Here is a 21,547-nt window from a genome sequence, read left to right on the forward strand (position 1 = left end):
CATTCATTGGCCAACAAGGTCCTTCGGATGGGCGCAGCGCACCGCGGTATCGCCGTAGGGCAGTTGCCATCCTTGTTCGTCGCACCTGCCGCAGGCGTGAATTGCCATCTGTTTTTGGCGGGCCTCGTGTTCGCGGGCGTCGTCGATCGCGGCTGGTCGGTTCTGCAGGTCGTCATGTTTGTTGAGGATCATGGCCAGCAGGGGGATGGGGCGGTGGGGGTTTGCTGCGATCCAGTTGCCGTTGCCGGTGAGTGTGTAGTCGCGGAGCAGTGCGTTGAGGTCGCGGTCGGTCCAACCGTGAGCTGCTGGTTTGGCGAGTACGTGAGACCAGGCAGCGGGGGAGTACTTGCGCGACCAGTGCGGTGATTGCGGGTTCTGACGCCATCTGATGGCCAGTAACGCGCCTTTCTGGTCAGGTTCGGGACGGCGGACCCTCTTCTCGTCCGGAGCTCGGTCGCGCGCAGCGCGGCCTTTGGATTTTCCGGCATCGCCGGTGTGGGTTAGTGAGTAGCTACGGGGGTGGGAGGTACGCCCTAAAGGGCGCTCTACGAGGTGGGGTGCCGCTTGGGTGTGACCTCGGCGTTTATCCACAACCTGAACACCGTGCAGGGCGTAGACGCTGGCCCAGCCTTGGCTGCTGTCTCCGACCCGGTGTGAGGCCAGGCGTTCGCCTAGGGTCCGTTGGCGTCCGCGCAGGATTTCGGTTGCTAAGCCCAGGTGCACGAGGACTTTGCGGGCCCGGGACACGGTGCGTGGCTTGTACCCGGTGATGCGGGCGATCAGCTCTACAGTCGGCCGGCAATTGCGCCCGGTCCCGAAATCGGCATGCACTGCGTGTGCGGCGGCAATCTTCACCAGCGTTTTGAGCGCGATGTCGCTCTTTCGGGACGTTCCGTGCGCGCCGACCAAGGGCCGGATCCGGTCGTAGTGCAGGGCATACGCAACCTGAACGTCCCAAGTGAGCCACTGCTCGGCGGTATGCCAGCAGGGGACGCCGGCGTAAGCGCGGCGACCGACATCAAGCGCGATGCGGTCACGTGTGCGCAGCACCTCGAGGATCTTGTCTTTGCTTGCTCCCGGCCGCGACCGGGCGATGATCGCTGTCAAGGGGCCGAAGCGCGTGGTCGCGTGACCGCGCCGGGGTTGCTTCGGAGAAGAACCGCAGTACACCCGCGGTTTGAGAGCTAGGCCGGATTCTGTGTCCGACACGTGATGTGCAGGGATTGCACGCACAAAAGGGTGCGCGGTACCCTGAGACCTGTCTGGCAAGACAGTCCCTTCGGGGTCCGAGAGATCGAGTGTGGCGCTCGACTCTCAAGCTTTAGAAAGGCTCTCCGGCTCCAACCGGAGAGCCTTTCGTTTTTTTACGAGTGCTCTGTCACACCATCCTGTGATGTCATGCGGGCAACCGAAGCTGCTGCTCAGCTACTTTGAGGTCTGGCCCGATCATCAGATCTGGGCGACCGGCCTTCTCGCAGAACACATCTGCTGCATAACGCGAGTACGCCGAGTAGCCAGCTTCTTGGGCCAAGGCTTGAAGGTCAACGGGCTCAGGCACACGAACGAGGTAACCCTTTCGGGGGCCGAGGGAACGGCGAGCCATGTGATGTCCTTTCTCTCCGAATCGAACTGAAAAGGAGCGCCAGGTCGAATACTGGCACGAATGTGTATCAGCTACAGCGAGCGACACGCGGTGTAGCTGATACAGAATGCGAGGCCTGCTCGATCACACGTGATCCTGAGGGTCACGTTGCACGCCCGGCGACCCTGTGGTTTGCTTCTTCACGCAGACATTGGCATCGATTGCCATGTCGGCACACCCCGGATCTTGGGATTCCAGACTCGGATGGTTAGACGCACTGGTCGGTCAGTCATTTTGTGACGACCGCTTTCCAGGGCGTCGTTTCGTGCATCAACCATCCGGGGGGATTTATGGCGATATTAAGCAGGCGTTCCAGTGGGACGGTTCCTCGCTCGCCGGTAAGCAGCGCGCAACTCAGTTTCGTTGACAGACAACGCATCCGCCAATGCGCGCGCGGTTTGCTCACTCAACTCGGCCTCGCCGCGCTCGATTGCACCGACCATCGTGGTGCTGATGCCGGCCGCAACTCCAAGCTGGGGTTGAGTCAAACCACGCAGAACGCGCCAGTCGCCAGGAAAACGTTCATCCACGGGAACGCTCACCAGCTCAGAGAGCGAAATATCCAGCGCGCGGGCAACACTGGCGAGAACGTCGACCTGGGGCGAGCGCACGCCCATCTCCCACTGGTACAGCGTCGTCCTACCCACGCCAGCGATGCGAGCCAGCTCGCCCTGGGTCAGGCCAGCTCGCGTTCGAGCCTCCGTGAGGGCACTGGGGGAGAAGCCTCGCAGTACTCGACGGCTCACGGAACCGCCGCTAGGCACTGGGGCGTCATAGCTAGACACTCTGCACTAGACCTCTCCTCGCAATCACTAGAGAACGCTTTGTTGAGATGTTATAGTGAGAACGACCTAGGAAGCGAACACTCTCCTGGAAAGAGAGGTCTTCTTTCGAAAGAACAAGCTAGAGAGACCGGAAACGTCGGTGAGTTGGCGCTCCGTACGACGTTCCCGGTCCTCATCGCCAAGGTGGTGCAGCTGTGCTGACACCACCCTGAATTGCTCGACACCGAGTTCCTCTGAGATTTGGACGTCCTAAGGAACCCGGGGTCTATCAGCGACCGCTCCAACGGACTGCTGACCCTTCAAGGGTAGGCGGTTCGACCCACTCACAACCCTTTGAAGGTCAAAGATGGTGACTTCCGTCGCACCTATAGCTCCGCCAACTGATGTTGTCGCAGCGCACAGCATTGAGAAGGAACAAAGCCTCGAAAGTCGGGGGCGCCCTGGGAGAGGGCCTGATTTGCCGTCTGACCTCTCCCAGGGCGAGAAGCACCAAGTAAGTGTTCAAGATTTGCCGTCTAAACACTCACCTAGCTCTTCCAGTTTAGGTGCCGCGGCGACCTCTTGTGCCCCATCCAGCCGGGTCCACTGCCCGGCCCAGCCAGTCGGCTACATCTGTCTGCCACCGCGAGAGACAACCGTCCAAACGTGCCCGGTTGGCCACTCGATGGAACGCGCTGTCACCCGCCGGGTGCGCGTTCCCCGTACCCGCTGACCTAACCGCACGCACCACCTGCCTGGAAGGCACTTCTATGCCCGTCTTTTGCTGCCGTTCAACAGCTTCCCGCCTCGCCGTTCTCCTAGCGGCGTTTCTGACCGTCGCGACGGTCACGGTGGCCGCTGCCGCCGGGCCGGCAGCGGCTGCGCCGAGCACGTCGGGCAGCTGCCCGACGTTGTATGTCCTCGGTGTTCAGGGCACGGGGGAGTCCTCAGAAGATGCTCCGGTCGACACTGACGGCGGGATGCTCGGGTCAGTGATGCGGCCGTTGCTGGCCTTGGCGGGGTCGAAGGTGGCCCGGGCATATGTGCCGTATCCGGCTGGGTTTGGTGGAGCGGTCGAGGGCGGTAAGGAACCGTACGCGGCATCGGTGACCACCGCGATGGACCGGTTGTCGTCGATGATCACTCAGATCGCCGACAAGTGCGAAGACACTGATTTCGCGTTCGCCGGCTACTCCCAAGGCGCGCACGCGGCGGCGAACGTCGCTAAACAGATCGGTGCCGGCAACGGCCCGATCGATGCTGACCGGGTCGCGGGTGTGGCCTTGTTCGGCAACCCGGCCCGCCCGACGAACGCACCATTGTTCCCCGGTGCATCGGATCAGACCGCCCCCGAACCTGCACCCGGTAGCAGCGGCGAATCGCTCGCTCAGATCCCCGCACCCCAGCAGGGTGAGGTGAGCGGCGGGGGAATCGGCCCCACGGCAGATCAGTCCAGCGGATACGGAGAGCTGTCCGGCCGAGTGATGGATCGTTGCGCCCCCGGCGATTTGGCGTGCGCTGCACCAGCGGACTCACCGATCGTGCATCTGGTGGCCAACATCGGCGGCCAGTCCGAACTCGACCAGGCCGACCCGGTCGGCTCACTGACCTCCCTCGGTCAAGCGTTGGCGTTGACGTCGATCAAGGCCGGCGTCGAGGTCATCAACGAAGACGTCCAGGGCGAAACGCTGGCTGACCTGTCGTACTCACCGACCGAGACGATTTCTCAGCGACTAGCCACCGCCTCTGACCCGCGCACCCCGATGCCGACGATCCCCGAGGCGATCAACGCTGTGGTCAAGGTCGGCACCATCGGCTTCAACGCAGTCACCACGGTGCTGCGCACCACGTTCACACCCGACACCATCGGCGCCCTGGCAACGGTCGGCCTGGCTAATCCGCCTGCTGCCCTGGGCATTTTGGCCGCAAAGCTCGGTGCTGCGGTCGTGGACCTGGTTCCGCCGACCACGGTCAACCGGTGGGCCAACGAGGCCTTCGACGCGGTGAAGGCCAACGTCAAGGACAACGAAGAGCTCCTGGACGTATCGACGATGATCAACTACTGGAAGACCACGGCTGCGCACGGCTCGTACACCAACGACGCCGCGACCACGACGGGGGCGAACTCGACCCTGTATGTGGCGCAATGGTTTGCAGCGCTGGCCAACGATCTCGCCGGTGACACGTTCACTCCGTACAACGCGGACGGGCTCCTGAACTACGACTCCGCCTCCCCGGTCTCTGGTGCCCCGGTGCCGTCGGTGCCCAGCACGACCCCGGCAGTGTCGTCGTCCGAATCGCAGACAGACGAGCCCTCGACATCCTCGTCGGCGCCGGCGCTGCCGACGTTGTCTCGTCCCGCACTCACTGACAACGGTTCATAACATCCCAACCCATTCCCCACGGGGCTTCCCGAGGAGGGAGAAGGAATCTTGTTGAACGACAACACTGATGACTGGTTCGATGACTTCGCTCCACTGTCCGCCGACCCCACGGCCGCCGAGGACCAGTCGGCCGCATCTGCCGCACCAGATGCCGCCGACGAGGTGGGCAGCTCCGATCCCTCCGGAGAAGAGCCCACGCGAGAGATCCCGGTGGTGGCGACCGACCGCGCCACCATCGGGACACCCGCCGAACCGGCCACCGACGCTGCAACCAGTCAGTGGGCATGGATTGCTGCAGAGCAAACCCCGGCCAGCGGCTACGTCGATGACTTCACCCCCTACGACACCGAAGCATCAGAGCCACAACGGTTCCCGATGGACTACGCAAACCCAGCCGTGCAGCCGGTGGGGCCTGGCACCCGTCCTGCACCCCGCCGCAGATCCAAACGCGGCTACATCATCGCCGCCGCGCTGCTGGCGTGCGTGCTTGTCGTGGCCGGGATCGGCGCACTGCTGGCCTTTGGCGGCGGCGGAACCGGCAACTCCCCGACAACGGACATTCCCCAAGCCACCCCGCAGAGCACGGTCAGTGTCGGCGCGCCTGCAGCACCAGTGGCGCCCGAGGACGCGGACTGCCCCAACCGCAGCGAGAACGGCGTGAGCACCGGACGAGACGCGGGTGGCACCACCAGTGGCCCGGCGGTGATCAAAGCGTTTGAACATGCCTACTACGTCGAACGCAACGGTGCCAAGGCCCGCAGCTACGGCACCGAGCTGGCCCGAATGGGCACAGCAGCTTCGATGCAAGCGTTCATCGACACCCAGTTGCCGCCGGGCACGACGTACTGCACTCGCATCACCGATCGCGGCGCTGGCCTGTTCTCTCTCGAACTGAACGAAATCCCGCCTGGTGGAGGAGAACCCCTTCTCATTCGCCAGCTCGTCCAGACCGCCGAAGTCGAGGGCCGCACCCTCATCACCGCGATCACCAAAGACACCAACCAATAGCCATCGCCCCCGATCCGCCTGTCACCGCTAGATCCCTGTTCGACAACCAACGAAAGGCATTACCGCTCATGCAAACTCCACGTCACGCTCTACCCGAGACGCCGTGCAAGGCCCCACTTCCACGCGATGCGCATATGCCGGTGCGCGCCCGGGCGATGGCCGCTGTAGTGGTGGCCGCGGTCGCGATGGGCGGCGCGGGCGCGCTCGCCGGCCCAGCGTTCGCCGACCCCGAGCAGGGTGGTGTCACCAGTGAACCGGCACCTGAACAGGGTGGCGTGATCGCCGAACCCGCCCCCGCGCCGGCTCCTGCCCCAGAGCCCGTGCCCGACTACGGGCCCGGACTCGTGCCGTCTCCGCAGTGGGAGACCGAACCGGTCATCTACACCGAACCGTCTGGTCCGCCGTCGACTCCGTACACCCCGCTTCCGCAATCGGCACCAGCAGCTCCTGCGCCCGCGCCGGTACAGCCCGCAGGCCCCATCGCTCCGATCCTGGTCAAGGACCCGGCCGCCGAGATCCGCGCGGGCAACTACATCGTGGACCGCCCGGACTGGGTGTCGCCCGAAGCCGCGATCACCACCAACGAGTACATGGCCTACTTCGAGGCCGAAGCCGCACAGTACTTCGAGTCGATTGGCTTCCCCCGCGATGAAGCTGCACGCCGGGCCGCAGCGGCAGCGGCCGGCGCGGGTGTGGGCGGGCTTGCTGGAGCGTTGGCGGCCGGCATCCCGACCGCCATTCTCTTCGGCATCGTGGGCGGTGTCGGCGGCGGCATCGTCGGCTCGGTCGTGCCGCCCACCCCCTTCAACATCCTGCCCGGTATCGGTATCGGCGCCGGTGGTGGCGCAGCACTGGGCTTTGCTGCCGGCGCAGCGGCCGGTGGCGCAGCAGGCGCTCTGGCCGGTGGCCTGTTGGGGTGGGCGCTCGGCGCGGGCGACCCGAACGCAGACCCGGCCGCCCCCTGGGCGCCGGCACCACCACCGCCGCCCGCACCGTTGCCCAACCCCGAAGGTGATCAGTACCAGCTGGTTCTTGATGCGCCCGCCGCCTCCGAGGCGGGTCTGCCAGCGGTCGACTACACCGTCGACACCGAGGGTGATGTGTCCTTCTCGACCAACATCGCCGGCATCCCGCCGATCAGCGGCGGGTGGACTGCGCAGCAGGCCGAGGCACCGCTGCAGGCGCTGGGCCCGCTCGAGCAACCCGCCAAGGACGCAATCGCCGGGGCCACCAAGCAGATCGGTGACGGACTCACCCAGATCGTCGACGGCCTGCATATCGCCTACCCGCAGACCCAGCCAGACCAGTAGCTCGACACCCGAGCCCGGGCGTCGGCCACACACAACATCACCAACCCGAGAGGGAGATTCATGACAGCGACCAACAGCCCGTGGGGGTGGCTCGACAACAACGAGCCCACTCCCGCCGCAGTGGTGCAGCTTCCGCAACGGCCTCGATCGGTACCCACGGTGGCCATGATCGGTGCCGCTGGGGGAGCGGGGGTCAGTGTCCTGTCGGTGTTGGTGGCCGACGCCCGCGCCCGAGCTGGACAACAGGCGCTCTGGCTCGATGCCGCAGCCACACCGGGTGATGTCGCCACCCGCATCGCATCACCCGATGCCGCCAGCGAATACAGCGCCGGCGGTGCACTGCTGCGCCGCACCGAAGGACTCGATGAGATCCCCACACACAGCATCTCCGCTGGCGGGTCGGTCATCGTCGATGCCGGGGTGGTGGGCAAAGGGTCGGCCTGGTTGACCTCCGACACCGCAGTGGTGCTGGTGATCGCGGCCAGACCCGACACCGCCAACCGGTCCCGGTCCGGACTGCAGATGCTCGCCGCCGCCGGTGTACTCACCCGCGCCACCGCAGTGGTGGCCTGCCTGGACCCGTGGGCCAGCCACCTCGTCGGACAAAGGCTCGTGCAGTCCCTGACCGCCCGTATGGGCCGAGTTCTGCTGTGGGACTACGACCCGCACCTGGGCACTGGCGGCCCGATTGACCCCACCCGGCTCGCCTCCTCGACCACCACAGTGGTCGAGGATCTCGCGGGCCTACGGAACACCGAGACCGAATATGACATCGCTGCGGAGGCCAACTCATGAGCGCCGCCTACGACCACTACCCGCCCGAACACACACCGCCGGGAACCCTGACGTGGCGACGCGAGCCGCTGCCCGTCACCGGCCCCTACCCGCCGCTGTTCGCGGTGATGGGCGCGCACGGCTTCGCCGGCACAACCACCTTGGCGCAGATGTGGGCACCAGCCGCCGACACCGGAACGTCCTGGCCCGCCAACCGAGCCACCACCCAACTGGTCATCGTCGCCGCCCGCGGCACCCTCGACGGTATCCGAGCCGCTGCCAACGTCTTACGCGCCGCTGACCGCGGCGACATCCCTGACGGAGTGCGCGTGTGCGGACTCGTCGTCGTGGCCGCGCGCCCCGGCAACTGCCCCAAAGAAATCAGCCGCTACGCCAACACCGTCTCCGAGCTGGTACCGCACCGCTACAACGTCGACTGGTGCGAGCCGCTGATGTGCGCACCCGAACCCCAACGCCTCCCGGTCTGGACACCGCCACGGCCCGACGAACTGCCACCACCGAAAAAGGCCCAGTTCCCCGACGTCGTCCCCAAACAGATCGCCGCCGTTGGACAGCAGATCTGCACCGACCTACTCAACGACCACAAACCCAGCCACACCGGCTCGGGGGTGCGGCCATGAGTTTGTGGGAGTGGTTCATCTGGGGGGCCATGCTCCTCGCGACACTCATCTTGATCGGTGTCAGCGCCATCTTTGGGTGGGCCGTGCACAGGGGCTGCGGCACGCTGTCTCCCGAGCAAGGGGCCCGCCTCACCTGGACCCTCCTCGGCTCATTCTTCGTTGCCGTATCCGCCTCCGTGGCCGGCATTCTCGCCGGCGTCTGAACCTGACCAAACACAACCCAAACACCCCCCGCTATCCCACCCAAGTGAAGGAGAACACCATGAAAGATCTACTCGCCCAGACCAACACCCAGATCGCCCTGTACCTAAGCGAAGGTCCCACGAACCCCGATCCCACACCGCCTCCGGGGTCGGACAAGTTCTTGACCATCGTGTCCTGGATCGGCTGGGGCGCCACCCTCGCCGCGATCGTGGCCCTGGTCGTCGCCGGCGCTCGTTTCGGATTCCAGAAGTCCCACGGCACTGCATCAAACGAGGAAGCCGGGAAAGTCGCCTGGACGCTCATCGGCTGTGTCCTGATCGCCATCTCCGGAAGCCTCGTCGGGGCCTTGGTCGGATAACCGTTCTCCCACACCACGAATCGAGAAGGAACATGTATGAGCACCGTGATTGCCGAAGGCATCACCCGCGACGACCTCAAAGAGTTCTGGACGGCGCTGAACTACCTGCTGTGGTTCGGGTGCGTGATCGCCATCATGCGGATCATGTGGCTCGGCGGGATGCTCTACGAAGCCCGCAAAACCGGGAACACCGACGGAGTGACGGGCATCGCCACCCAGCTCATCGCCCTGATCATCATGTCCAGCTCCGTCGGTATCGCCACCGCGTTGCTGGCCTAGCCATCCTCGTGGCCCTGGTGGCGGGGCTGATCGGCTGCGGCTCATCCGAGGACACACCAGCCACCAACAGCAGCGGCCCGCAAGTCCAGGTCACCCCGACTGCCCCGCCCACCGACCTGCGGTGGGTTCAGTTCGCGGGCATGGCCATTCCCCAGGCCGCCGAAGGACCCACCTCCAACCCGCAAGCCCTGGCCCCGACCGGATACGCCCACAACGGACCCGGTGCTGCGCTGGCCGCGATCTCCTCGACCATCCGGATGTCAGTGGCCGACGATGACCAGTGGGCACTGGTCGCCGGTGCGCTCGCTGCACCCGGCCCCGGCCGCGACGCCTGGTCGATCGAGCGGTCCCGGATCTCCATCACCAGCGACGTCCCCGCCGGTCAAGCACCGACGGTCCTGGGATACACGGTCACCGAGTACACCCCCGAGCGGGCTGTCATCGCGATCATCACCCGCCAACCCGATCAATCACTCACCTCGACGACCACCACCGTCGTCTGGACCCCGCCCGGTGATTGGCGGCGACTGATCCCGGATCCACAGACCTCAACCGCCAACCCGGTGGCAGTCCTCGATTCCGTTCCACCGCAGATGATTCCGCTACCAGCCTGACCGTGGCCCTGCACCCACCGCTGAGGAGAACCCCATGATGGGAACACCACCCCTAGCCACCGCGCCCCACTACGACGACGACCCGAACACGCCACGGCCCTGGCACCGCCGGCACTGGGTCATCGTCGCGGCCCTGGTCGTGGTGTCCCTCGCCGTCGCCACCGCGACCTGGTGGGGACTACGTGACGACGACGACAGCGCCGCGCCCACTCCGTCGCCGGCGACGAGCACACCCCCGGTCAGCAATGGGCAGCAGGGATACCTTCCCGACACCGTTGATCGGTTCGGACAACAAATCCGGGTTCCTCGCAACCCCGCCGGGTTCGCGTTACCGCAGGTATCGGTCAAGGGCACACGTGGGCTGACTGATCCGGCAGCAGGGGTGCAATGCCAGCGCATATACGACTTCGGGGCCGCGTTGTTTTCAACGTCGGACGGTCCTGACCGGATCGACGCTGACGGACTGGCGCGGGGCATCGCGCACACGCCACAGGGTTCGGTGATCGCAGCCAGCCAGATCATCGCGCGATCGTTCTACGGGCCTCCCGAGGTGCGCCGAGAAGCTATGACCGAGCAGGTCATCGGCCCAGAGTCGGCCAAGCAAAGCGTTCTTGACCTTGTTCTCCCGCCCCGTCAGTACCCGAGGGATCAGTTCATTCGCATCGATCCCCAGTACACCGACACCTTCTCGCGGGTCTCACTAGCCAGCGGCCCTCGCGACAGTGCCGAGTACGCATCCGGGGTCTATTACAGCGTCACAACGCTGACAGTTGTGTGGGACCAAGGGCAGTGGAAATGGCGGATCCCAGATGAGGGATTCTCGGCCGCGACAGCAGATACCCGCATCGAGTCGGTCGCCGGGTGGACGCAATGGAAATGACCTCCGCCATCACGCTTCCTCGCCGTAGTCATTGGCCCGATATGCCCGGAGGACACGCTCGTCGCCCTCGTAGATCGGCTTCGTCGCTGACGGTGCGTGCTCGACGAATTGTCATTGCCGTGATCGCGGCTCTAGCAGTTATTACCCTCACACCAAACATCAGCTCCCCAGTGACCGGGCCTTCGGTTGCGCACGCAGCAGACCCCTGCGACGGTGCAGGCGCAGCCTCAGGTATTCCCATCATTGGTGACAAGGTTTGCGAGGCAGTCACCGATATCGCAGGCGCGGTGATGGATCCAGGCGGGACGGTCAAAGACGCTGCCAATGACGGTTTTAAGTCGATGACTGAGTCGTTGGTCAATGGCTTCTCGAAGATGATCCAGCAGTCGCTGACCTGGTTCATTCAGTTGCCGACACCGGCTGCCAATCAGTGGGATCCGGTGCAAGAGATTCAGCAGTGGACGGTGCAGATCCAGCTGTTGGGCCTCGCTGCGTCGATTGTCGCCGGCGGGATCCGACTGCAGCTGGCGAAGCGTCAGGCGGTGTACGCCGAGGGCGAGGAGCTGTTCTTCTCGTTGCAGCGCGCGGTGTTTGGTGCGTGGATGTTCGGCGGCATCATGATCGGGTTGACCGCTGGCGTCGACAAGATCTCGACGAAGATCCTCGAGCTGTCGGTGACCGATGGGACTCCCGTCGAGGCCGCCAAGAACATGTTCGATGTCGCGAACATGATGGGCTACCTCGGCGTAGGCCTGGTCTTCGTCATCGCTGTGGTCGGGATCTTGGGCGCTCTGCTGCAAGCGATCTTGCTGGTGGCCCGCCAGTCCATGTTGATCGTGGTCGTGGCCATCATCCCGATCATCGGTGCCGCATCGGGAACGAAGATGGGCAAGAACGCTTTCAGCAAGACCATCTCGTGGACCATCGCTCTGCTGCTGTGGAAACCGGTGGCCGCGTTGACCTATTCGGTCGCGTTCATGCTCGCCGGAACCAAATCTGATGACGGCGCCCAGATCCTGTACGGCGTGCTGCTGCTGACCTTGGCAGCGGCGGTGCTTCCGATGCTCACCAAGTTGGTGTCGGGCGGCATGGCCATGTCCGGCGGCTCCGGTTTGCAGGCCGCGATGATGACGATGGGTGTGGTCGCCGCAGGAGGCTCGATCGCCGCCGCCGGCGCCGGGGGCGGCGCGGGGGCAGGAGCCGGCGCTGGGGCAACTCCAGGCGGACCGGCGACGGGTGGTCAAGCTGGCGCTGGGGGAGTCCCCTCGGGCGGCGGCGGTGGTGGTGGGAACCGTGGCGGCGGTGGCGGCGGGGGAAACACCGGCGGAGGCGGGCGCAACAGCTCTGGTTCTGGCAGCGGTGACCAGCAGGGCTCGGGTGGCCGGTCGAGCGGAACCCTCTCGGGTGCAACACCTACCGGCGCAGAGGCCGGTGCGAGCACACCCACCGGCGGTTCCTCCGGTGGAAGCAGTGGCGGATCGGGATCTGGTGGCGGTGGATCGACGATGGCCGACGCGATGAGCAACGTCTCGGGCGCGATGCAGATGTCCCAAGCCGCCGAAGACTTCTTCGACGACAACGCCCCAGCGATGGCAGGAGAGCCCCGATGAGAGCCAAACACAACACTTTTCGCGCTCTCGCGGTCCCTGTCACCCCCCTCACGGTGGGTGTGACCACCGGCATGGTGCTGCTGCTGGTCGCAGCGTTCGCGCCGGTCCCCGCCGTGTGGGTGCTCGTGCTCTACGTCGGGGGCATGGCAGCGGCTGCGGCCGGGGTCGTAGTGCAACGTCGGCGGGTGCGTCGATGAGCAGCAACGCCGACCGCAACGTGCTGATCCTCTACGGGCGCTGGGAACGACCAAGCACCACGGGCCTGTACGGCATGACCTGGGGTGTGACCGTCTTCGCCGGCGGCCTGGTCATCGCCAACATTCTGCTGTTTCTGATCACGAATTCGTTTGCAGTGATGGTCGTTTCAGTGCCGCTCTCGGCGCTGTTGGTCGGCCCACTAGTGGCCCGTATCGGTGGCCGAACAGGATGGGAGTTACTGATGTTGCGAGGCCAGTTCTGGTGGGCAAAGTGGCGGGGTGAGACCACCTTTCGTGGTGGCGCATTCGGCGTGGTTCCAGGGGTGGGCCGGATGCCCGGTATCGCCGGAGACACCCGCCTGTACGAGTACGAGCTCCGCAACGGAGACCGGTTCGGGCTGGTGCATTTGAAGGCGAAAAACCACTTCGCTGTGTCCTTTTCGATCCAGCCTCGCGGCCAGGAACGAGTCGATCAGTGGCAGATCAACGACTGGGTGTCGGGGTGGGGTGACTTTCTGGCCCAGCTCGGCGGCGACCGCGGCGCCGTCGGCGCCTGCGTGGTCGTGGAGTCGGTACCCGATAACCGCTCCCGGATCACCGCAGAGGTCAAACGCATCACCCACCCGGACGCACCGGCCTATGCCCGGCAGGTGATGGCCGAGGCCGCCATGGGCTCAGAAGCAGCCATTGTGCGCTCAGAGATCCGGTTGACGTTGACATTCGGCCGAATGCGCGAGGCAGCAGGCAAAGAGGTGGCCGATCAGGCCGCCGAGATCGGCCGGAAGATGTCGTCACTGATGGCCGCCTGTGCTCATGCCGGCCTTGATGCCACTCCGATGACAGCAGGGGAGTGGTGCGTGGCCCCGACGCGGGCCTACAACCCGCAGTTGACCGAAGAACTCGAGCAGATCACCGGTGTCAGCGGTGAGGACGCGCTGCGCTGGCAAGGTGCGGGACCGGTGACCTCGGAAAACAAGTGGGACCACCTGGTGCACAACGGGTACCGGTCGATTACCTGGGAGATGTCGACAGCCCCGGCAGGCCAGGTGCCCTCCAATGTGCTGCGGCCATTGTTGATCCCACGCGCCGACGTACGCCGCAAACGGGTCGCGATGATCTACCGCGTCCACAACACGGCCGAGGCGGTCAAACTCGTCGACTCGGACTACCGCGAAGCCCTCGCCGCCGAACAGTCCAAAAAAGGTGTCGTGGCCGCCAGTGCCACCGTCCGGGTGGAGAACACCGGAGCGGCCCGCCGCGAACAAGCCCTGGGCGCGGGACTGACCCGGTTCGGGATGCTCGTCACCGCCACCGCCGGCCCCGATGAGGACCTGCCGTCCATCCGCGCCGAAATCGAAGGCATGGCCGACAGCGCTCACATCGGGTTGCGGCGCTGCTACGGCTACCAGGACGCCGCGTTCGCCGGCTCCCTGGGAATCGGGATCATCCTGCCCGAATACGCCTCCACCAGCTCCAAGATTTCCGCCTGACCAGGCTTCCTGCCGCATTCTTGAGAAAGGCCCACCCACGTGACCCTCACCGGCCGCCACAGCACGCTCGACGCTCCCGCCCAGTCCGGACCCGGCGTGCACACCGCAGACCGCGACCCTGACAGCGACATCGACCCAAGCGGCACAGACACCTCCCCGGCGTTCGTGCGGATCGGTGGTGTCAAGATCCGCACCGAACGGGCCTGGGAAGAGCTGCAGCAGGCGGCGAAACAACCCGGGATGAAAGGTCGCCGGGCGCGGGCCGCGCTGCGCCGCGAGGAGCGGGCCCGGTCCCTGTCGATCGAGCGTGTCACCGAGTTTGGTGGTTTCGATCGGCCGGTCCCGGCCTCGGGGGGTCGAGGGTTTTCCGGGTGGGGCGGTGGGCGCATGCGATCAATTGCCCGGCTCCCGGAGTGGCGGGCCACCTCCACCCAGGCCGCCGGCCTGTGGCCGTTCTCGATCGGCGCCTCCGCACCGATGCTCGGCACCCCGCTGGGGGCGCATGCCATCACCGGCGAGGATGTCGGTTTCGATCCGATCGTCTGGTTCGACGACGCCGGGTTGATCAACGCGCCCATCACTTTTGTGTTGGCGCTCAACGGGTTCGGCAAGTCGTCGCTGGTGCGGCGCATGTCCACCGGCGTGATGGCCCAAAACCACACCGCCCTGTTCATGGGCGACACCAAAAGCGAGTACTCCGACCTGACCGCGCACGTCGGCGGCCAGCACATCAACCTGTCCTACGAATCCGGCACCATCAACCCGCTCGGGGTCGGGGCCCTCGGATCGGTCATCGGCCGACTCGACGTTGCGATCATCGAGACCACCGACCCGGACCGCATCGCCACCCTGCATGCCCTGAAAACCGCTGTCTGGGAGCAGGTCCGCGCCCGACAGGTGCAGATGGTGATGGGGCTGGTACAGCTGGTTCGGGCGATGCCGGTCCGCGATTTCGAGGAAACCCTCGTGCGGGTGGCCCTCGAACACCTCTACTCCACTGCCGGCGGCGGATTCACCCCCGACCGCCCGCCGATCCTGTCGGATCTACACGCGGTCATCGACGGCAACAGCAACGTGCTGTGGCCCAAAGTCGGCGCGGACACCGTCGAGCAATACCGCGACATCACTCGCGCCCTGCGCCAATCGTTGACCGCCCTGATCGACGGCAACTTCGGCCGCGTATTCAACGCGCAAACATCCCAGCCCATCGATCTGGATGCACCCGCGATCTGTGTCGACCTGTCCGGCATCGGCGAATCCGACAGCAAGCTGCTCGCCGCAGCGTTGATGGTCTGCTGGTCAGACGGGTTCGGTGCGGTCGAAGCCGCACACATCCTCGCCGACGCCGGACTGGCACCACGACGCAACTTCCTCGTCGTCATGGACGAGCTCTGGCGGGTGCTCCAAGCCGGCGCCGGGATGGTCGATCGCGTCAACGCGTTGACCCGCCTGAACCGGACCATCGGTACCGCGCTAATCATGATCACCCACACGATGAAGGACCTCGGCGCGTTCGAGTCGGCCGCCGATGTGAACAACGCCCGCGGCTTCATCGAGCGGGCACCAGCGAAGATCATCGGCCCGGTCGGACCCGACGAGATCGCCCTACTCAAACAGGTCACAAAGTTCACCACCACCGAAGAGGCGTGGCTGACCTCGCTGGCGTCCACACCCCCGCCCTCACCGGCGACGCTGCGCAAGATCAAACGCGGTGAACGCCAAAAGCCCCAAGGGCTGGGCTGTTTCCTCCTCAAGTACGGCACCTCCGACGAACAGATCGGCATGCCGTTTCGCACCACCTTCACCGCCACCGAGCGCGGTAAAGGCGTCCACAACACCAACACCCGCTGGGGACGAGCCGGCGCGGCGAGCGGGCAGGACCAATGACCATGGGGCAGAGCTACCGCACGATCACCGACGAGACCCGCGCACTGGCCGTCGCTCATCTCAAAAAGCTGTTGCCGCACAGCAGTTCAGTCGCTGAAGCGGTACGGCTGGTCGCCGAGCAGTTCGGGGTGTCGGACAACTCAGTGCGCAACTGGATGCGCCGGGCCGGATTTGACCCGCACGAGCACCTCACCGACCGGCGGCTTGCTGATGCCAACGCCACCATCGCCGCGCTCACGGAAATGAACCGGGCCCTGACCGAACACCTCACCGGCAGGGTGGACGACTAAACCATGGGGGAGGGGGACAGCGCAGCAGGAGCCGGCAAGCTCCTGGCCGGCGCCGCGGCCTTGGTCGTGGCCATACCGATGATCATCATGCTCGCCTTCACCGGCAGCGGATCTGACTGCGTCGTCCCCACCTCGCCCCAGACCGGTGCCAGCACGCTGGCACCCGGATCGCGGGCTGCGCCCATGAAAGAGGGCACCTACCAACTCACGTCACCGTTCGGGCCACGCGACGGCACCATGCACCAGGGCCAGGACTACGGATCCCAGGACGGGCAACCGATCTACGCCGCCGCCGACGGGACGGTGAACCAATCCGGTCCTGCCAGCGGTTTCGGGCAGTGGATCGTGCTCGACCACAACATCGGCGGCAAGGTCTACTCGACCGTCTACGGCCACATGTTCCCCGACGACCTGCTGGTCAAGGTCGGCGACAAGGTCACCGCCGGCCAGCACATCGCGAACGTCGGATGGAACGGGGAGGTCTACCCACCAGGTCCGGGTGGGGCGCACTTGCATTTCGAGGTGTGGGAAGGCGGTCGCTTCGGAGGTGGGCACGCGGTCGATCCAATGGCCTGGCTCTCGCAGGCTCCGGCACCGGGGTCCCCCGGTGGCGGCGCACCACCTGGTCCACCGCCGACCGCTGACGTGGTGTCTGTGGCCGACTGGCAAAAGGTCGCCGACCTGGAATCGGGCGGCAACTGGAGCATCGATACCGGCAACGGATATCAGGGCGGGTTGCAGTTCAGTCCCTCCACCTGGACCGGTAACGGTGGCGCCGAGTTCGCACCGACGGCCAACACCGCCACGCCCGCTCAGCAGATGGAAGTCGCCAACCGGGTACTGAAAACCCAAGGGTGGGGGGCGTGGCCGGTCACCAGCAAAGAAGCTGGGGTCACCGGCAAGAACCCGGCACCCGATGGCACGTTCATCACCGCGCCCGTCGACGCCGGCGCTCCCGCTCAAGCGGCACCGGTCGAGCTCGCGGCCGCGTCCGCTCCGAGCACCGGCGACCAGTGCACGCCGCAGCAGGCAGGGTCCGGTCTCAAACCCGGATCGGTACCGCCGGCATTCGAGCCGTGGATCCTCAAAGCCGCCGGCACCTGCCCGGAGGTCACCGCACCGGTGATCGCCGCACAGATCGAGAACGAATCGAATTGGGACGTCGAAGCACACAACGCCACCTCACGCGCCGACGGACCCACCCAGTTCATTCCCGAGACGTGGGAAGCCAAAGCGGTCGACGGTGACGGTGACGGTCGCCGCGACACCCGCAACATCGCTGATGCGGTGATGTCGCAGGCCGCCTACGACTGCGAGCTTGCCCAGATCGCGAAAGCCGATCTGCAGCAGGGAAAACTCACAGGCGATCTCACCGAGCTGTGGTTGTCGATGTACAACTGCGGGCCTGGAGCCACCCAAGCTCAGGGCGGGGTGTGCCAGAACCCCGAGACACAGGCCTACGTCAAAGACATTCCGCGCAATGCGGCCACCAAGTTCGCTGCGCCCGCTGCGGTGTCGGGAGATTTGCCGACCGGTGGCCCATTCGGGGGGCGGGCGGTCGCTGCGGCCATGAAGTGGCGCGGCACCACCTATGCCTGGGGCGGCGGCAACGCGCACGGACCTACCAAGGGGGTCGGTGACGGGGGAGTGGCCGACAGCTTCGGCGACTACAACAAGATCGGTTTCGACTGCTCCGGCCTGATGATCTACGCCATCGCCCAGGCGTCGAACCACACGATCGTTCTCGACCACTACACCACCAATCAGCTCAACGACCCTCGCGGAAAGCCCGTCCCCCTCGATGCTCTGCAGCCCGGAGACGTGGTGTTCCCCGCCGGGAGCGACCCCCAGCACGTGGCCATGTTCATCGGCGACGGGCAGATCGTGGAAGCCCCGCAATCCGGAGATGTGGTCAAAGTATCGCCGCTGTCGGTTCTGGGAGACGGCGTCCAGGCAAGGAGATTCGGATGACTGACCACCGGCCACACACCACACACCGCCCACGCACGGCGGCCGCCATCGCGGCCCTGGCACTGGTACTGCTGAGCGGTTGCGCACGCGATCAGGACGGCGTCTCCGCGCCCGCGTCCTCACACCACCAACTACCCCCAGCACCTGCCGAACCCACCGCCCCCACAGCCGAAACCACCCTGCCCCCAGCGGTAGCGGCCGTCGATCGCACCGATCCACAGCAGGTAGCCCAGGCCGCGGTACGCATCTGGTTCACCTGGAACACCGACGTCGATACCGGCCCTAACAACGCCGCCGCCCGCACCGCCCCCTTGCTGACCCCGGCGTTCGCACACAGCGTGCTGGCCACCGGCTCCAACAATCCTGGTGGTCAATGGCTCACCTGGGCCCAGCACAAGGCCATCGTGACTCCCACGATGCGGGTGCTGCCCGATCAAGGGGCCCCCCAGTCAGTTGACCGCAAGTACTTCGTCTTCGAGGTCACCCAGACCGCCCGCACTCCCGCCGGCAATGAAGTCGGTGTACCGGTCACCACGTCGGCATGGGTCATCTGCGTCCGTTCCGATGATCGCTGGCAGGTCAGCCAGCTCACCCAGCGCTAAAAACACCTCCCGGAAATGAGAACTGCTATGTCTGAACATGATCGGCTGATCCGAGCAGGGACGGTCCGCCCGTGGCGCGGGTTCATCGCTGTGGCCGCGGTGGCCCTGCTTGTGGCTGGTTGCGGCAGCGGCCACGAATCTGCGCCCGCACCGTCACCGGCCGGGCACGATGCACACGACCACTTACCCAGTGTCCCCACCCCGCAGACCGCCGTGGCCAGTGTCGTTGCCAGCCAGGCACTGTCCACCATGTTCACCTGGCAGCCGGTCACTGAGGACGATTCGAGGCAGGCTCTGCAGCGGGCGGCGCCCTGGCTCGGCGGCACCCTAGCCGCAGGTACGTCCACCGCCGCCGAGCAACCCGATCCGCGTTGGGGGTCGTGGCGGCGCAGAGGCGATGTCGTGATTGCTGCCGCCGACGTGGCCCCTGCTCGCACCCTCGACCCCTCTAGTACTGCTGCGCGTTCGGTCACCGTCCGCCAACACGTCCTGCACACCGACGGCACCAGCACACCCCTGGCCCCCACACACATTCACGCGACCCTCTCTCGCACCCCGTCCGGATGGCGGCTGACCGACTACACCGTGACCGCCGGATAACCCTGCACTGCAAACAACCACGAAGGAGACACGCAATGACACAAGACCAAGACTGGGACACCGCAGAACAAGCCGTGACCGACGGAGCCGACCAGCTGCGCACGGCCACCACCCACCGCGACATTCGTGCCTGGGCCCAAGACGCCGGGGTGGCCACCAAACGCCTGTGGCCCAAAGTCAAAACCGAACTTCGCAAACAGCTCGACATCGACTACGACCGGCTCCGCGACGACACCGTGGCGGCCGAGGCCGCCGAAGTGGACGCCGCAGCAGCGGACGCCCCTGTCATCGAATTGTTTTGTGCCGGTGACGATGAGGTAGCTACCTACGCTGTGTGCGCGGTGCGTGACGACCACGAATCGTGGTACGGCCAGTTCCACGATAAAGACATCGTGTACCGGCCAGGTGATGACCTGTCGGCCGAACGATCAGCCGCCGACAAAGCCATCTACCTCGCCGGCAAAGCCCGCGAAAAGGCCGGCCTGGACACCGTGCGACTGATCCTGCACACCAGCCACCACGAACTATCGGCCGAGCTGCTGGCCTCGACCGCCAGCCGTCATCGGGTCGCGGTGACCATCGAGCTCACCGACCAAAACCCGGCCATCGCACTGTGTCGCGCTCCGGGGTACCGCACCTGGCGCGAGATCAAACTCGACAGCTTGTTCACCGCTACGGAGGTGGCGCCGTGACTCGCGATCGAAACGTCGCAGTCGCGGAAAGAGGCTGTGTGATGGGGGATATCGGCCCGAACCCGCGCCGGGTAGAGGTCATCCCCACCACCGCACCCGTACGCACCACGCCGCCCACAGAGCCACGGCCGACCGACCCTCGACCGGTCCCAGACCGTCGGCCCCAGAAGGTACCGACATGACCGGCCCCGGTGCCGACATCGAGGTCGGCCGCTACGGCCTGCGTACCTTCCGCATCGATCGACGACACCGCGTCCTACTGCCCATCACGGCCGGGGGCGCGGGAGCGATCACCGGGATGCCTGCTGCAACCAGACAATGGGAGGGCGGTGTGTGCGTCGCGCGCTGCCGCAATCACCCAGAACACCTCGCGCCGGTAGCGGACTGTACCTGCGGCGTCTATGCCACCACCGACTTGTTGAGCCTGCACGAGCAGTACCCGCTTCTGGCCCGCAACGTAGTGGCCGTCATCGCCGCCGAAGGCCCCACCATGATCGGCGATCGGGGCATGCGCACCAGCGCCGCCCGTGTTGTGGCCTACTGGGTGTCTTCGCACCCCCGCCTAAAGGTCGCTAGAGAAGTCCTCGCCGCCCAGTGCCACGACGCGGTGATATACACCGACCTCGACTCTCTGTTGGCCGACTACCACCTGCGATCGACTCCGCCGCCAGAAGTCACCGCCGGCGAAGCAAGCACCCCCGGGCGTATCAACAAGCTCCTGGCGGCAAGGGGTGGGGCAGCGAGCTACCGCGCCGCCGTATCCGCCGACCAGGTGCTGCGCTGGCTCAAGGCGATGTGCCTGGTGCTGGTGCTGCCTGCATTGACCGGGTACGTCGCCGCCGATGTAGTCAAAGCGGAGCGAGCAGGCGAGCTACCAACAGAACCGGCGGGGCCAACCATGACCGCCTTCCACGACCTGTACCGGGCCAGCGGCGTTCTCCTGGACCAGTTCGCGGCGTCGAGTGTCGCAATCACGGTACCGCTCGGTGTGGCGGTGTGCGCGGCCGCGGCCGGAGCAGTCCTCTCCATGGCCGGCTGCCTGCATCAACCCCGATGGCTGCTCGTGCTCCACAGGAGCATTCGGCAGGTGGCCTCAGTGGTGTTAGCGGTCTCGGCACTGCTGGTGGTGTACACCCACCACGCCGAGACGGGTCGGCACCCGATCGTCCTGGCCGCCGCGGTCCTGGCCGCGCTCGCCTATCTGTTTGCTCCCGCAGGCACCGCCGCAGCGGTGCTGCGCACCACACCCGTTCGACGACCACACACCTGACATTCCAATGCCCCAAAGCCACCCTCTCGCAGCAAAACCTGCCGAAAGGAGGCCAACGGCCGCAAGAGTGACTCTCGCAC

23 protein-coding genes are annotated in these 21,547 nt (G+C 65.8%); 20 read left to right on the forward strand and 3 right to left on the reverse strand.

Annotated features, from left to right (window positions below; all coding sequences use genetic code 11):
* Positions 1-3: 3 nt before the first annotated feature.
* The 3 genes from KXR83_RS25690 to KXR83_RS25700 form a co-directional block, all read right to left on the reverse strand.
* Positions 4-1,107 carry a hypothetical protein gene (locus KXR83_RS25690; RefSeq protein WP_437427141.1) on the reverse strand — a complete coding sequence of 368 codons (1,104 nt, stop codon included), beginning with the start codon at positions 1,105-1,107 and terminating at the stop codon, positions 4-6.
* Positions 1,108-1,396: 289 nt separating this feature from the next.
* Entirely contained in the window at positions 1,397-1,603 is a 207-nt protein-coding gene (locus KXR83_RS25695; RefSeq protein ID WP_437427142.1) for a hypothetical protein, read from the reverse strand.
* A gap of 338 nt (positions 1,604-1,941) precedes the next feature.
* A complete protein-coding gene (locus KXR83_RS25700) occupies positions 1,942-2,427 on the reverse strand; it encodes a helix-turn-helix transcriptional regulator (protein ID WP_317714822.1) in 486 nt (161 codons plus the stop codon).
* A gap of 830 nt (positions 2,428-3,257) precedes the next feature.
* On the opposite strand from KXR83_RS25700, the gene KXR83_RS25705 reads away from it, so the two are divergent.
* The 20 genes from KXR83_RS25705 to KXR83_RS25800 all read left to right on the forward strand — a co-directional run bounded on the left by KXR83_RS25705 (position 3,258) and on the right by KXR83_RS25800 (position 21,467).
* Entirely contained in the window at positions 3,258-4,790 is a 1,533-nt protein-coding gene (locus KXR83_RS25705; protein ID WP_437427143.1) for a cutinase family protein, read from the forward strand.
* Positions 4,791-4,841: 51 nt separating this feature from the next.
* On the forward strand, positions 4,842-5,798 hold the full coding sequence (locus tag KXR83_RS25710) for a hypothetical protein (RefSeq protein ID WP_437427144.1): 957 nt from the start codon (positions 4,842-4,844) through the stop codon (positions 5,796-5,798).
* Positions 5,799-5,866: 68 nt separating this feature from the next.
* Positions 5,867-7,108: a hypothetical protein gene (locus KXR83_RS25715; protein ID WP_437427145.1), complete on the forward strand. Its 1,242-nt coding sequence runs from the start codon at positions 5,867-5,869 to the stop codon at positions 7,106-7,108.
* Positions 7,109-7,168: 60 nt separating this feature from the next.
* Complete coding sequence (locus KXR83_RS25720) at positions 7,169-7,903, forward strand: hypothetical protein (RefSeq protein WP_437427146.1); 735 nt, start codon at positions 7,169-7,171, stop codon at positions 7,901-7,903.
* Positions 7,900-8,523, forward strand: a complete 624-nt coding sequence (locus KXR83_RS25725; protein ID WP_437427147.1) for a DUF6668 family protein — start codon at positions 7,900-7,902, stop codon at positions 8,521-8,523. Before KXR83_RS25720 ends, KXR83_RS25725 begins: the two co-directional genes overlap by 4 nt.
* Positions 8,520-8,726, forward strand: a complete 207-nt coding sequence (locus KXR83_RS25730) for a hypothetical protein (RefSeq protein ID WP_437427148.1) — start codon at positions 8,520-8,522, stop codon at positions 8,724-8,726. Before KXR83_RS25725 ends, KXR83_RS25730 begins: the two co-directional genes overlap by 4 nt.
* A gap of 59 nt (positions 8,727-8,785) precedes the next feature.
* Entirely contained in the window at positions 8,786-9,085 is a 300-nt protein-coding gene (locus KXR83_RS25735; protein ID WP_437427149.1) for a hypothetical protein, read from the forward strand.
* A gap of 36 nt (positions 9,086-9,121) precedes the next feature.
* Entirely contained in the window at positions 9,122-9,364 is a 243-nt protein-coding gene (locus KXR83_RS25740; RefSeq protein ID WP_038254297.1) for a hypothetical protein, read from the forward strand.
* Positions 9,365-9,372: 8 nt separating this feature from the next.
* A complete protein-coding gene (locus KXR83_RS25745) occupies positions 9,373-9,978 on the forward strand; it encodes a hypothetical protein (protein ID WP_437427150.1) in 606 nt (201 codons plus the stop codon).
* Between the two features lie 34 nt (positions 9,979-10,012).
* Positions 10,013-10,858 carry a hypothetical protein gene (locus KXR83_RS25750; RefSeq protein ID WP_437427151.1) on the forward strand — a complete coding sequence of 282 codons (846 nt, stop codon included), beginning with the start codon at positions 10,013-10,015 and terminating at the stop codon, positions 10,856-10,858.
* A 341-nt stretch (positions 10,859-11,199) separates the two neighbouring features.
* The gene (locus KXR83_RS25755; RefSeq protein ID WP_437427152.1) at positions 11,200-12,468 is read left to right on the forward strand and encodes a hypothetical protein; all 1,269 of its coding nucleotides are present in this window, start codon (positions 11,200-11,202) and stop codon (positions 12,466-12,468) included.
* Positions 12,465-12,665, forward strand: a complete 201-nt coding sequence (locus KXR83_RS25760) for a hypothetical protein (RefSeq protein ID WP_437427153.1) — start codon at positions 12,465-12,467, stop codon at positions 12,663-12,665. The genes KXR83_RS25755 and KXR83_RS25760 overlap by 4 nt, the downstream gene beginning before the upstream one ends.
* Positions 12,662-14,155: an SCO6880 family protein gene (locus KXR83_RS25765; RefSeq protein WP_437427154.1), complete on the forward strand. Its 1,494-nt coding sequence runs from the start codon at positions 12,662-12,664 to the stop codon at positions 14,153-14,155. Before KXR83_RS25760 ends, KXR83_RS25765 begins: the two co-directional genes overlap by 4 nt.
* A gap of 39 nt (positions 14,156-14,194) precedes the next feature.
* Positions 14,195-16,042: a hypothetical protein gene (locus KXR83_RS25770; RefSeq protein WP_437427155.1), complete on the forward strand. Its 1,848-nt coding sequence runs from the start codon at positions 14,195-14,197 to the stop codon at positions 16,040-16,042.
* Entirely contained in the window at positions 16,039-16,332 is a 294-nt protein-coding gene (locus KXR83_RS25775) for a transposase (RefSeq protein WP_437427156.1), read from the forward strand. The genes KXR83_RS25770 and KXR83_RS25775 overlap by 4 nt, the downstream gene beginning before the upstream one ends.
* A gap of 3 nt (positions 16,333-16,335) precedes the next feature.
* Positions 16,336-18,303, forward strand: coding sequence for a transglycosylase family protein (locus KXR83_RS25780; RefSeq protein ID WP_437427157.1), 1,968 nt, complete (start codon positions 16,336-16,338; stop codon positions 18,301-18,303).
* Positions 18,300-18,905, forward strand: coding sequence for a hypothetical protein (locus tag KXR83_RS25785; RefSeq protein ID WP_437427158.1), 606 nt, complete (start codon positions 18,300-18,302; stop codon positions 18,903-18,905). Before KXR83_RS25780 ends, KXR83_RS25785 begins: the two co-directional genes overlap by 4 nt.
* 27 nt (positions 18,906-18,932) lie before the next feature.
* Positions 18,933-19,505 (forward strand): hypothetical protein, encoded by a 573-nt coding sequence (locus KXR83_RS25790; protein ID WP_437427159.1) that lies wholly within the window; start codon positions 18,933-18,935, stop codon positions 19,503-19,505.
* Between the two features lie 35 nt (positions 19,506-19,540).
* Positions 19,541-20,197: a hypothetical protein gene (locus KXR83_RS25795; protein ID WP_437427160.1), complete on the forward strand. Its 657-nt coding sequence runs from the start codon at positions 19,541-19,543 to the stop codon at positions 20,195-20,197.
* Between the two features lie 178 nt (positions 20,198-20,375).
* A complete protein-coding gene (locus KXR83_RS25800) occupies positions 20,376-21,467 on the forward strand; it encodes a hypothetical protein (RefSeq protein WP_437427161.1) in 1,092 nt (363 codons plus the stop codon).
* Positions 21,468-21,547: the final 80 nt, after the last annotated feature.

This window comes from Williamsia muralis, from assembly GCF_051487485.1.
GTDB lineage: Bacteria > Actinomycetota > Actinomycetes > Mycobacteriales > Mycobacteriaceae > Williamsia > Williamsia muralis_B.

Coding starts and splice junctions, on each gene's coding strand:
- KXR83_RS25760 (WP_437427153.1), top strand. CDS start 12,465: ATGAGAGCCAAACACAACACTTTTCGCGCTCTCGCGGTCCCTGTCACC.
- KXR83_RS25720 (WP_437427146.1), top strand. CDS start 7,169: ATGACAGCGACCAACAGCCCGTGGGGGTGGCTCGACAACAACGAGCCC.
- KXR83_RS25785 (WP_437427158.1), top strand. CDS start 18,300: ATGACTGACCACCGGCCACACACCACACACCGCCCACGCACGGCGGCC.
- KXR83_RS25765 (WP_437427154.1), top strand. CDS start 12,662: ATGAGCAGCAACGCCGACCGCAACGTGCTGATCCTCTACGGGCGCTGG.
- KXR83_RS25780 (WP_437427157.1), top strand. CDS start 16,336: ATGGGGGAGGGGGACAGCGCAGCAGGAGCCGGCAAGCTCCTGGCCGGC.
- KXR83_RS25795 (WP_437427160.1), top strand. CDS start 19,541: ATGACACAAGACCAAGACTGGGACACCGCAGAACAAGCCGTGACCGAC.
- KXR83_RS25715 (WP_437427145.1), top strand. CDS start 5,867: ATGCAAACTCCACGTCACGCTCTACCCGAGACGCCGTGCAAGGCCCCA.
- KXR83_RS25790 (WP_437427159.1), top strand. CDS start 18,933: ATGTCTGAACATGATCGGCTGATCCGAGCAGGGACGGTCCGCCCGTGG.
- KXR83_RS25775 (WP_437427156.1), top strand. CDS start 16,039: ATGACCATGGGGCAGAGCTACCGCACGATCACCGACGAGACCCGCGCA.
- KXR83_RS25755 (WP_437427152.1), top strand. CDS start 11,200: ATGACTGAGTCGTTGGTCAATGGCTTCTCGAAGATGATCCAGCAGTCG.
- KXR83_RS25740 (WP_038254297.1), top strand. CDS start 9,122: ATGAGCACCGTGATTGCCGAAGGCATCACCCGCGACGACCTCAAAGAG.
- KXR83_RS25735 (WP_437427149.1), top strand. CDS start 8,786: ATGAAAGATCTACTCGCCCAGACCAACACCCAGATCGCCCTGTACCTA.
- KXR83_RS25695 (WP_437427142.1), bottom strand. CDS start 1,603: ATGGCTCGCCGTTCCCTCGGCCCCCGAAAGGGTTACCTCGTTCGTGTG.
- KXR83_RS25730 (WP_437427148.1), top strand. CDS start 8,520: ATGAGTTTGTGGGAGTGGTTCATCTGGGGGGCCATGCTCCTCGCGACA.
- KXR83_RS25750 (WP_437427151.1), top strand. CDS start 10,013: ATGATGGGAACACCACCCCTAGCCACCGCGCCCCACTACGACGACGAC.
- KXR83_RS25725 (WP_437427147.1), top strand. CDS start 7,900: ATGAGCGCCGCCTACGACCACTACCCGCCCGAACACACACCGCCGGGA.
- KXR83_RS25800 (WP_437427161.1), top strand. CDS start 20,376: ATGACCGGCCCCGGTGCCGACATCGAGGTCGGCCGCTACGGCCTGCGT.